The following is a 10,875-nucleotide window of genomic DNA, read 5'->3' as shown; positions in this document are numbered from 1 at the left end:
GTGCCCATCCACCCCGGTCGCGGCAGTAGCCTGAACCACCTGGGCTATCGCCATCATGCAGCGCCACCACGAATCGGACACCACCCGCGATGCCGCAGGCGAGCAAACCGGCAGCGTCAGCAGCCCAGCCGAAGCCAACGCGCCCACCACGAAACCACCATCCCCCATAAAGTCTGAGCGCCCAGCCTTCTGCAAGAATCGCTTTCTTTTGGTTACTTTTCTTTTCGAGAAAAGAAAAGTGACACTTACATGTGTGCGAACGGGCTACCAAGCCCGCGCCGCTAGGCCCACAGTCCCAGGCGTACCCTGAATGCACACAAAAATCCAAAGAGGCCCAAGCCGCTAGGCCCACAGACTCAGGCGCACCCTGAATGCACACAAAAAATCCAAAGAGGCCCAAGCCGCTAGGCCCACAGACTCAGGCGCACCCTGAATGCACACAAAAATCCAAAGAGGCCAAGGCCAAGAGCCCACCCCTAAGCCACCCCCAACCTCTCCCTCAACTCCGCGATCTTCGTCCGGCTCACCGGTACCGGCGTGCGCTGGGCGTCGGCCATGACGAGTTGTATGCGCTCCTCCGATCGCACCACTTCCACCGCATGCGCCAGGCTGACGATATGGCTGCGGTGCACGCGCAGGTAGACGCTGTCGTCGAGCCGTGACTCGAGGTCGGTCAGCGAGAGGTTGGACAGGTAGTGCTCGTCCTTGGTCACGATGGTCGTGTAGTGGCCGTCGCCCTGGAAGCGGACGATGTCCTTCAGGTCCACCAGGATCACGCGGTTCTTCCGGTACACCGGGATCTTGAACAGCCGCCGGGGCGAGGCGGCGCTGCCGGCCGAAGCTGTCTGGTGCGGCTCGGTGGTGATGTCGGTGACGTCGTAGAAGATCAYGCAGGTGCCGCATACACCGCTCGTGTCCGTCATCTTGGACACCTTGATGAGCAGCACCCGGTCGGGGATATTGATCATCATGGCCAGCGGCGGCGGGGACTTCACCGGGCAGCCGCTGGCGTCTTCGGACTGCAGCAGGAAGCGCAGCTTCTCGCGGCTTTTCTCCGGGTGCAACTGGACCACGTCGATGCCGATCAGCCGGTCCTGGCTGACGCCCAGCGACTGCTCGCTGGCCGGACCGAGGATCTGCAGCGCGACGTCATTGAAGGCGGTGACGCGGCCTTGCGCGTCGAGCCAGACGATGCCGGGATTGAACTGCTCCAGCTTGTGCTGGAACGTCTCGCTGCGGCGCRCCTCCGGCGGTGGCGTGGTGAACGGCGCAAGGCGGTCCATTGCTTGTCTCCAGGTCTGACGTCGGGCCATCGCGCGCCTGCGCGGCATTTCAGTTGTATGCCTCTGCCGTGGTTCGTGCAAGTTTCCCGGCGTTTGGCGCAGCACAGCCTTGCGTTCGGGAAGCCACATTGCTTTGCTGCGCTGCATTATGAAATGCTTCAGGAAACACAGCGATCCGCGCACGCCGCCGGACCGGCGCACATGGCGATGCCCATGCCGGCGCACATGCGGCGCACATGCCGGTGCACGTGGCCGCGCAAGCCAAGGAGACCAGCGTGATCCCTCGCCCCTTTGAATACCATGCGCCCAGGACCCTGCCTGAAGCGGTAGCGCTGCTGGAAGAATACGGCGACGGCGCCAAGCTGCTTGCGGGCGGGCACAGCCTGCTGCCGATGATGAAGCTGCGCTTCRCCGAGCCGGCCCACCTGATCGACCTGGGCAAGGTCGAAGGCCTGAAGGGCATCCGCGAGGAAGGCGGCGAGCTCCGCATCGGCGCGATGACCACCGAGAACGAGTTGATCTGGTCGCCCCTGCTGCAGGAAAAATGCCCCTTGCTGGTCGAGGGCGCGCGCCTGATCTCGGACCCGCAGGTGCGCTACCGCGGCACCATCGGCGGCGACATCTCGCACGGCGATCCCGGCAATGACCATCCGGCGCTGATGATGGCGCTGGACGCCTCCTTCGTGCTGGCCGGCAAGCTGGCCGAGCGCGTGGTGCCGGCAGACGGCTTCTTTCTCGGCACCTACATGACGCTGCTCGACCCGGGCGAAATCCTGACCGAGATCCGCATCCCGGTACCGGTGCAGGGAACGGGCTATTGCTACGCCAAGCTCAAGCGCAAGTCCGGCGATTTCGCCACCGCCGCCGCGGCGGTGATGCTGCGCCTGCGCGGCGAAACCGTGGAGGACGTGCGCATCGCGTTGACCAACGTCGCGCCCACGGCGATCCGCGCCAGCGATGCCGAGCAGAGCCTGCGCGGCAAGCCGCTCGACGATGCGGCCATCGCCGAGGCAGCGCGCCTGGCGATGGCGGTGTGCGACCCGGCCGAGGACCTGCGCGGCGACGCCGCGTACAAGACGGCCATGGCGGGCGAGATGACGCAGCGCGCGCTGCGCGTCGCTTATTCGCGGGCGGCGCACTGAGCGCCATATCCATTGTCGAACCCATTGCAGGCCCCAGCGGAGACCGGACATGATCAAGAAAGTGATGGTGTCGTTCAAGCTCAACGGCAAGGACACGGATGTGGTGGCGGAGCCGCGCGAACTGCTCATCCACACGCTGCGCGAGCGATGCCTGCACACCGGTCCGCATATCGGCTGCGAGACCTCGCACTGCGGCGCCTGCACGGTGGACATGGACGGCATGTCGGTCAAGTCCTGCACGGTGCTCACGGTGCAGGCCGAGGGTGCCCAGGTGCTGACGGTCGAGGGCCTGGCGCAGGGCGGCGAGCTGCATGCGTTGCAGGAAGCCTTCATGCAGGAGCATGCGCTGCAGTGCGGCTTCTGTACGCCCGGCATGCTGATGCGCGCGTACCGCCTCCTGCAGGAAAACCCCGACCCGAACGAAGACGAGATCCGCTACTGGATGGCCGGCAACCTGTGCCGCTGCACGGGTTACCAGAACATCGTGAAAGCGGTGCAGTATGCCGCCCGCAAGCTGCGCGGAGAAGCGGTCCAGACCTCGCATCCCTTGATGGACGAGGCAACGCACTAAACGCGGTCGCAAGGACGGGAAGAGGGCAACGCCGGGCGTGGACCGGTCCCGCCCGGAGGCTCAAGCAGACGCACGGAGACGCACCATGGGAACGATGACCGCCGAAGCCGAGCGCCTCGCCGCGCTGGAGGGCATGGGCTGTTCGCGCAAGCGCCGCGAAGACCCGCGCTTCCTGCAGGGCAAGGGCACCTATGTCGATGACATCAAGATGCCGGGCATGCTGTTCGGGGCGATGGTGCGCAGCCCCTACGCGCACGCCCGCGTGAAGAAGATCGACAAGTCGCGCGCGCTGGCGCTGCCCGGCGTGCACGCGGTGCTGACCGCCGACGACCTCAAGCCGCTCAAGCTGCACTGGATGCCGACGCTGGCCGGCGACGTGCAGGCGGTGCTGGCCGACGAGAAGGTCTGCTTCCAGAACCAGGAGGTGGCCTTCGTGGTCGCCGACGACCGCTACGTGGCGGCCGACGCCGCCGAGCTGGTGGAGGTGGAGTACGAGGAACTGCCGGCGCTGGTGGACCCGCACCAGGCCCTGGCGCCGGATGCGCCGGTGATCCGCGAGGACATTCGCGACAAGCAGGTGGGCGCGCATGGCGCGCGCCGGCATCCCAACCATATCTTCAACTGGAAGATCGGCGACAAGGACAAGACCGACCGCGCCTTCGACAATGCCGAGGTCACGGTGACGCAGGACATGGTGTATCCGCGCGTGCATCCGTGCCCGCTGGAGACCTGCGGCTGCGTGGCGTCCTACGACAAGGTGCGCGGTGACCTGACGGTGTACATCACCTCGCAGGCGCCGCACGTGGTGCGCACGGTGGTGGGCATGCTGTCGGCGATTCCCGAGTCGAAGATCCGCATTGTCTCGCCGGACATCGGCGGCGGCTTCGGCAACAAGGTGGGCGTGTATCCCGGTTACGTGGTGTCGATCGTGGCGTCGATCGTGCTGGGCCGGCCGGTGAAGTGGATCGAGTCGCGCGCCGAGAACCTCAGCAGCACGGCGTTCGCGCGCGACTATCACATGAAGGGCGAACTGGCCGCCGACCGCGACGGGCGCATCAAGGCGCTGCGCGTGAACGTGGTCGCCGACCACGGCGCCTTCGACGCCTGCGCCGATCCGACCAAGTGGCCGGCCGGCATGTTCCATGTGTGCACCGGCTCGTACGCCATTCCCAACGCCTTCGTCTCGGTCGACGGCGTCTACACCAACAAGTTTCCGGGCGGCGTGGCCTATCGCTGCTCGTTCCGCGTGACCGAGGCGGTGTACCTGATCGAGCGCATGATCGATGTGCTGGCGCTCAAGCTCGGCATGGACAAGACGGAGCTGCGGCTGCGCAACTTCATCCGCAAGGACCAGTTCCCGTATCTCACGCCGCTCGGGCTCGAATACGACTCCGGCGACTACGAGCCCGCGCTGCGCAAGGTGCTGGCCGCGGTGGACTATCCCGCGCTGCGCGCCGAGCAGGACGCGCGCCGCGCGGATCCCAAGGCCGAGTGGCTGATGGGCATCGGCGTGTGCACCTTTACCGAGGTCGTCGGCGCGGGGCCGTCCAAGGCTTGCGACATCCTCGGCATCGGCATGTTCGATTCCTGCGAGATCCGCGTGCATCCGGACGGCTCGGCCATCGCCCGCATGGGCACCATCACGCAGGGGCAGGGCCACCAGACCACCTATGCGCAGATCATCGCGTCGGAGGCCGGCATCCCGGCCTCGGTGATCCAGGTGGAGGAGGGCGATACGTCCACCGCGCCCTACGGGCTCGGCACCTATGGCTCGCGTTCCACGCCGGTGGCCGGCGCGGCGGTGGCGCGCGCGGCGCGCAAGATCCGCGAGAAGGCCCGGCTGATCGCCGCGCACCTGTTCGAGGCCGGCCCGGACGATGTGGAGTTCGACCTCGACCGCTTCGTCCTCAAGGGCTCGCCGGGCAAGTTCAAGACCCTGAAGGAGGTGGCCTGGGCCGCCTACAACAATGTGCCCGAAGGCATGGAGATGGGGCTGGAGGCGGTGGACTACTACGATCCGCCCAACTTCACCTTCCCGTTCGGCGCCTACCTGTGCGTGCTCGACATCAACCGCTATTCGGGCGAGACGCGCGTGCGCCGCTTCTATGCGCTGGACGATTGCGGCACGCGCATCAACCCGATGATCATCGAAGGGCAGATCCACGGCGGCCTGACCGAAGGCTTCGCGGTGGCGATGGGCCAGGAGATGCCCTACGACGAGGCCGGCAACCTGCTCGGCGCCACGCTGATGGACTACTTCGTGCCGACCTCGCTCGAGACGCCGCACTGGGACACCGACTTCACCGTCACGCCGTCGCCGCATCACCCGATCGGCGCCAAGGGCGTGGCCGAATCGCCGCACGTCGGCTCGATCCCGTGCTTTACCTCGGCCATGGTCGACGCCTTCGCCCACCTCGGGGTCACGCACATGAACATGCCCCACAACGCCTACCGCGTCTGGCAGCAATGCCGCGCGCTGGGCCTGGCGCAGCGCTGAAGCCCGGCCCGCCAACGCGCGCCGTGGCGCGCACGCATGCGAGGACAAGCAGATGAAAGTCGTGCTCGAAAAGGTCTTCCCGCTGGCATCCACGGCCGATGCCGCCTGGCAGTCGCTGCAGGACATCGAGGCGGTGGCCGGCTGCATGCCGGGCGCCACCATCACCGGGCGCGTGGACGACACGCACTACAAGGGCACCATCGTCGTGCGGCTCGGGCCGGCCACGATGTCGTTCAAGGGCGATATCGAAGTGCTGGGCCTGGACCCGGCGGCGCGCAGCCTGCACCTGGCGGGCAAGGGCGCGGACTCGACCGGGACTTCCGGCGCGTCGATGGACCTGCTGGCGACGGTGCGGCCCGGCGCTGGCGCGGCCTGCGAGCTGGCAGGCAGGAGCGAGGTGGCGATGAGCGGCAAGGCGGCCGCTTTCGGCGGGCGCATGATGAACACCGTGGCCGACCAGATCCTCAAGCAGTTCGCGGCCAACTTCGCTGCGCTGGTGGAGGCGCGGCAGGCACAGGTGGCCCCGGAGGTGGCGGGGGGCGCGGCCGAAGCCGACGCCGACGCCGCGCAGCCGGTGTCCAGTCGCGCGCCGGTGCCACCACTGGCCGCTGCTGCTGCGGCGCCGCCGCCGCCGCGCGCCGAACTCAACGGGCTGGCGCTGGCGTGGGCGGTGCTGCGCGACTGGTTGCGCGGGATCTTCTCGCGCAAGGCTGCCTGAGCCAGGGGTGATGCCATGCCTGTCGACCGCATGCCTGACGTGGCCGCGCTGCAACAGCGCCTGGCGCAGCACGGCTATATCGCCGAGCGCAGCTTCGCCGCCACCATGCTGCTGACCATGGAGATGCGCCGTCCGCTGCTGCTCGAGGGCGAAGCCGGGGTTGGCAAGACCGAGGTGGCCAAGACGCTGGCGCGGCTGCTCGACACGCGCCTGATCCGCCTGCAGTGCTACGAGGGGCTGGACGCGCATTCGGCGCTCTACGAGTGGAACTACCAGCACCAGCTGCTGGCGATCAAGCTGCTGGAGCATGACCAGCGCTCCGTGGCCGACAAGGAGCAGGACATTTTCTCCGAACGCTATCTGCTCAAGCGCCCACTGCTCGAGGCCATCACCGCCACGCCGGCGCCGGTGCTGCTGATCGACGAGATCGACCGCACCGACGAAGCGTTCGAGGCCTACCTGCTGGAGCTGCTGTCGGATTTCCAGATGTCGATCCCGGAGCTGGGCGTGATCCGCGCGACCGAGCGGCCCTACGTGGTGCTCACCTCCAACGGCACGCGCGAGATATCGGACGCGCTGCGCCGCCGTTGCCTCTACCAGTACGTGGACTATCCGAGCTTCGACAAGGAACTGATGATCGTGCGCATGCAGGTGCCGGACGTGCCGGAGGCGCTGGYGCGGCAGATCGTCGAGTTCGTGCAGGCAGTGCGCCAGATGGACATGCAGAAGCGCCCCGGGCTGGCCGAGACGCTGGACTGGGCCTCTGCGCTGCTGCGCCTGGGCGTGAGCGCGCTCGATGCCGACGGCGCCGAGCGGATCATGGATTCGCTGTCCGCGCTGGTGAAGACGCGCGCGGACCTGGCCGGGCTGGCGCGCCCGGTCGTCGAGAAGCTGGCGGCCTCATGCTGACCGCGTTGCCCGGCGCCGCGCAGGGCGCGCTCCCGCAGGACCTCGCCGATAGGCTGGTGTCGCGCTACACCGGCTTCGCGGGGTGGCTGCGCGCCAATGGCTTCCGCGTGGCCGGCCCGGACATGGCCGCCGCCATGGACGTGGCGCGCCGCATGGGGCAGCTCGACAGCGAGCTGCTGCGCTGGAGCCTGCGCGCGCTGCTGTGCTCGCGTGCCGAGGAGTGGCGGCGCTTCGACACGCTGTTCGATGCCTACTTCCAGCGGCCCAACCGCCGCGCGCTGGTGCAGGCGCAGACCGGCGGCGCCGGGCGTATCGAGCCGCGGCGCGAGGCCGGCCTGGGCGACGACAGCGAAGGCACCGCGCTGGCATCGGCCGGTGCCGACGCAGACATGGCGCAGGCGGAGGGCAGCGCGGCGGCGCGCGGCGCCAGCGCGGAGGCCTCGCTGGTGCACGCGGATTTCCGCCATCTCAACCAGCCCGACGCGCTGTTCGCCATCGACGACGCGATCCGGCGCTTCGCGCAGCGGCTGCGCGGCCTGCAGACGCGCCGCGAACGCAGCGCGATGTCGGGCCGCACCATCGACCTGGCCACCACCATCCGGCGCAGCGTGTCGCGCGGCGGCCTGCCGCTGGAACTGGCGTGGCGGCAGCGCCGGCGGCAGCGGCCGCGCATCGTGCTGCTGCTGGATGTGAGCCGCTCGATGAGCCTGTACAGCTTTTTCTTCCTGCGCCTGGCGCGCGTGCTGAGCGCGCGCCTGGCCGACGTGCACTGCTTCATCTTCCACACCACGCTGGAAAACGTGGGGCAGGCGCTGCGCGATCCCGACCCATGGCGCTCGCAGGAGCGCCTGGCGCTGTTGTCGGCCGGCTGGGCCGGCGGCACGCGTATCGGTGAAAGCCTCGAGGCGTTCTACCGCCGGCACGGGGCGGCCCTGCTGCATTCGCGCACGGCGGTGGTGATCGTCAGTGACGGCTACGACGCGGGGCCGCCCGGGCTGCTGCAGGAGGCCTTGCACAAGATGCGGCGGCGCTGCCGCAGGCTGGTCTGGCTTAACCCGCTGGTTGGCCAGGCGGGCTTTACGCCAGCGAGCGCCGGCATGTCGGCGGCACTGCCGTACGTCGACCTGCTGGCAGGCGCGCGCGACCTGGCGAGCCTGCAGCAGGTGCTGCCCCAGGTCTTGTCGGTACTGCAATGAACGACGCCATGGATCACGCCATGATGGATCACGCCATGAACCACGCTAGCAAAGACGAGACGAAAGACGCCACCGCGCAGGCTATCGACTGCGAAGCGCTCCTGCAACGCGAGCAGCGGCTGATCGAAGCCGCGTGTCCGTTCGCGGTCGTCACCGTGATCCGCGCACAGCCGCCTACCTCGGCCTGGGTGGGGGCGCAGGCGCTGGTGGAGGAGGATGGCTCGCTGCACGGCTGGGTTGGCGGCGGCTGCTCGCGCGCGATCGTGATCCAGGCCGCGCTCGAGACGATCCGCAGCGGCGGGCCCAAGCTGCTGCGCATCAGCAACGCGACCGCCCCGGCCGAAGCCGGCATCGAGATGCACGCCATGCCATGCGCGAGCAACGGCACGCTCGACGTATTCATCCAGCCGACCCTGCCACCGCCCGTGGTACTGGTACTCGGCTCCACGCCCACCGCGCTGGAGGCCTGCGTGCTGGCGCAGCGCATGGGGCTTGCCGTGGCGGCCGCGGCGAGCGTGACCGTGCCGCTGGCGGCGCTGGGCCTGAGCCGGGTGATCGACGGCTATGACCAGGAAGCCTTCGCCTTGCTCGCGCCGCGGCTGGTGCTGGTGGCCACCCAGGGCGATGCGGACGAAGACGCGCTGGAAGCGGCCCTGCGCAGCCCGGCCGCGGCCATCTTGCTGGTGGCAAGCCAGCGCAAGGCGCAGACCCTGCGCGAAGCCATGCGCCGGCGCGGCATCGCGCCGCAGCGGCTGGACGCGCTGCATGCGCCGGCCGGCCCGCATATCCATGCACGCACGCCGCAGGAGATCGCGCTTGGCGCGGTCGCGGGGCTGGTGGCATTGCGCCGGCAGCTGGAACAGGAACAGTGCGCCGGGGCCGCGGCGGCGAGCGTGGACGCGCCGCCGGTGATGTTGCCGTGCGAATCGATGGCGCCGGTCGGGCCGGGCGCGTCGGCGGTACCGCCACTGGCCCGCTACATCAACCCGGTGTGCGGCATGACGGTCGATATCGCATCGGCCCGGCATGTGGTCGAGTATGGCGGGCAGCGCGTGTATTTCTGCTGCGACGGCTGCAAGGTGGAGTTCGAGCGCGAACCGGAGAAATACCTGCCGGCGGCGCGGGGCGTGCGGGAGACGACGTGAGCGCGCATGCGGATGTGGCGCTGCCCGCCTTCTCTGCGGTGGTACTGGCCGCGGGCACGTCGTCGCGCATGGGTGGGCAACACAAGCTGCTGCTGCCGCTGGACGGCGAGCCGGCAGTCAGGCGCACCGTGCGCGCGGTGCTGGCCGCGCGGCCGCTGGAGGTCGTGGTGGTGACGGGATGCAAGGGCCGCGAGGTCATCGGCGCGCTCGCTGGCCTGCCGGTCGATTTCCAGCCGAATCCGCGCTACGAAGAAGGACAGATGACATCGGTGGCCGCCGGCGTGGCCGCGCTGCGCATGCCATGCAGCGTGGTGCTGGTGTGCCTGGCCGACCAGGTATTGCTGGAGCCGGCCGATTACCTGGAGCTGGTACGCGCCTTCGCGACGATGCCGCGCGGCTCGATCGTGGTGCCGGTGCACGCGGGGCAGCGCGGCAACCCGGTGGCGTTCTCTGCGAGCTATGCGGCCGAGGTGGTGGCGGGGCACGTGAACCCGGGTTGCCGCAAGCTGATCGCCGACCACCCGGACGAAGTCTTCGTCCACGAGGCCGGCCACGACCGCTTCACTACCGATATGGATACGCCCGAAGACTACGCGCGTATCGTGGAACGGCTTACTTCAGCATCTGCACCGAGCCGTTTACCGTCACCGTGACCTGCGCCTTGCCGCCTTCGACCGGCACCGGCGCCGAGTCCGCCATCATGGCCTTGGCCGCATACATGCGTGGCACCGGCTGCACCGCGCCGACATCGCCGACCTGCACTTCGCGGATCGAATAGCTGCTGTAGCCGAACAGCTTGGTGGTGGCGTCGGCCTTGCCGCGGAACGAGGCCACGGCCTGCTCGGTCAGCTTGGCCTCGGCTGCCTGGCGTGCTTCGCGCGAGAGCGAGAAGGCGATGCTCTGCACCTGCATCTGGCTGGAAAGCTGGCCGGCGAGCTTGGACACGGCGGTGAAATCGCGCGATTGCAGGATCACCTCGGCGCGCCCGCGCCAGGTGCTGATACGGCCGTTGCGGTCGGTCGACGGGTTGATGGAGAAGCCGCCCGATTCGGCCTGGACGCCGGAAGTGCGCCTGGCCTGCTCGATCACCTGCTTTGCCTTGGCCGACAGTGCCGAGGAGATCGCACCCGGCTCGGCGCCTTCCTGCTCGGCGGCAAGGGTCAGGTGGACCACGTCGGTGGGCACGTCGGTGGCGGCCTGGGCGGCCAGCGCCAGCACGCCGGCCGGCGCCGGATCGTGGGTCGGGACACCGCCCTGGGCGGATGCGACCATGGCGGCGGTACCGAGCAGCGTGGCGGCAAGCAGTTGTTTCATGTAGTTTCTCCCGTTCAGACGATGCGTATCAGACGCGTGGCGCAGGTGATCGTTCCGCTACGCGGGGCCAACGTTGTATCTGCATGTATCCGCCGGGCCG

Annotated in this window: 11 protein-coding genes; 8 read left to right on the top strand and 3 right to left on the bottom strand. The window is 68.6% G+C overall.

Annotated features, from left to right (window positions below):
* Positions 1-271 (bottom strand): hypothetical protein (locus tag AC1DK4_RS33895; protein WP_477132053.1); only part of this gene is annotated, 271 nt, incomplete at its 3' end.
* A 205-nt stretch (positions 272-476) separates the two neighbouring features.
* The gene (locus AC1DK4_RS33890; protein ID WP_477132052.1) at positions 477-1,283 is read right to left on the bottom strand and encodes a LytTR family DNA-binding domain-containing protein; all 807 of its coding nucleotides are present in this window, start codon (positions 1,281-1,283) and stop codon (positions 477-479) included.
* Positions 1,284-1,558: 275 nt separating this feature from the next.
* Here AC1DK4_RS33890 and AC1DK4_RS33885 point away from each other — a divergent pair, with 275 nt between their 5' ends.
* The 8 genes from AC1DK4_RS33885 (at position 1,559) to AC1DK4_RS33850 (ending at position 10,114) form a co-directional block, all read left to right on the top strand.
* Positions 1,559-2,425: an FAD binding domain-containing protein gene (locus AC1DK4_RS33885; protein ID WP_477132051.1), complete on the top strand. Its 867-nt coding sequence runs from the start codon at positions 1,559-1,561 to the stop codon at positions 2,423-2,425.
* Between the two features lie 49 nt (positions 2,426-2,474).
* A complete protein-coding gene (locus AC1DK4_RS33880; RefSeq protein ID WP_441623221.1) occupies positions 2,475-2,996 on the top strand; it encodes a (2Fe-2S)-binding protein in 522 nt (173 codons plus the stop codon).
* An 85-nt stretch (positions 2,997-3,081) separates the two neighbouring features.
* Positions 3,082-5,493 carry an aerobic carbon-monoxide dehydrogenase large subunit gene (locus tag AC1DK4_RS33875; protein ID WP_441623219.1) on the top strand — a complete coding sequence of 804 codons (2,412 nt, stop codon included), beginning with the start codon at positions 3,082-3,084 and terminating at the stop codon, positions 5,491-5,493.
* Between the two features lie 52 nt (positions 5,494-5,545).
* The gene (locus tag AC1DK4_RS33870; RefSeq protein WP_441623217.1) at positions 5,546-6,211 is read left to right on the top strand and encodes an SRPBCC family protein; all 666 of its coding nucleotides are present in this window, start codon (positions 5,546-5,548) and stop codon (positions 6,209-6,211) included.
* Between the two features lie 15 nt (positions 6,212-6,226).
* Complete coding sequence (locus AC1DK4_RS33865; RefSeq protein WP_477132050.1) at positions 6,227-7,120, top strand: AAA family ATPase; 894 nt, start codon at positions 6,227-6,229, stop codon at positions 7,118-7,120.
* The gene (locus AC1DK4_RS33860) at positions 7,114-8,316 is read left to right on the top strand and encodes a vWA domain-containing protein (protein WP_441623213.1); all 1,203 of its coding nucleotides are present in this window, start codon (positions 7,114-7,116) and stop codon (positions 8,314-8,316) included. The genes AC1DK4_RS33865 and AC1DK4_RS33860 overlap by 7 nt, the downstream gene beginning before the upstream one ends.
* Positions 8,317-8,351: 35 nt before the next feature.
* Positions 8,352-9,461, top strand: coding sequence for an XdhC family protein (locus tag AC1DK4_RS33855; protein WP_441623211.1), 1,110 nt, complete (start codon positions 8,352-8,354; stop codon positions 9,459-9,461).
* The gene (locus AC1DK4_RS33850) at positions 9,458-10,114 is read left to right on the top strand and encodes a nucleotidyltransferase family protein (protein WP_441623209.1); all 657 of its coding nucleotides are present in this window, start codon (positions 9,458-9,460) and stop codon (positions 10,112-10,114) included. The genes AC1DK4_RS33855 and AC1DK4_RS33850 overlap by 4 nt, the downstream gene beginning before the upstream one ends.
* On the opposite strand, the gene AC1DK4_RS33845 is transcribed toward AC1DK4_RS33850, so the two are convergent.
* Complete coding sequence (locus AC1DK4_RS33845) at positions 10,074-10,775, bottom strand: SIMPL domain-containing protein (RefSeq protein WP_441623207.1); 702 nt, start codon at positions 10,773-10,775, stop codon at positions 10,074-10,076. The genes AC1DK4_RS33850 and AC1DK4_RS33845 overlap by 41 nt on opposite strands.
* Positions 10,776-10,875: the final 100 nt, after the last annotated feature.

The sequence above is a fragment of the Cupriavidus sp. 05N38 genome (genome assembly GCF_056397345.1).
This window is presented reverse-complemented; position numbering and strand designations above follow the sequence as displayed.

Bases quoted from the DNA above. Each gene is read 5' to 3' on its own strand.
- AC1DK4_RS33880 (WP_441623221.1), top strand. From the start codon at position 2,475: ATGATCAAGAAAGTGATGGTGTCGTTCAAGCTCAACGGCAAGGACACG.
- AC1DK4_RS33875 (WP_441623219.1), top strand. From the start codon at position 3,082: ATGGGAACGATGACCGCCGAAGCCGAGCGCCTCGCCGCGCTGGAGGGC.
- AC1DK4_RS33870 (WP_441623217.1), top strand. From the start codon at position 5,546: ATGAAAGTCGTGCTCGAAAAGGTCTTCCCGCTGGCATCCACGGCCGAT.
- AC1DK4_RS33860 (WP_441623213.1), top strand. From the start codon at position 7,114: ATGCTGACCGCGTTGCCCGGCGCCGCGCAGGGCGCGCTCCCGCAGGAC.
- AC1DK4_RS33855 (WP_441623211.1), top strand. From the start codon at position 8,352: ATGAACCACGCTAGCAAAGACGAGACGAAAGACGCCACCGCGCAGGCT.
- AC1DK4_RS33845 (WP_441623207.1), bottom strand. From the start codon at position 10,775: ATGAAACAACTGCTTGCCGCCACGCTGCTCGGTACCGCCGCCATGGTC.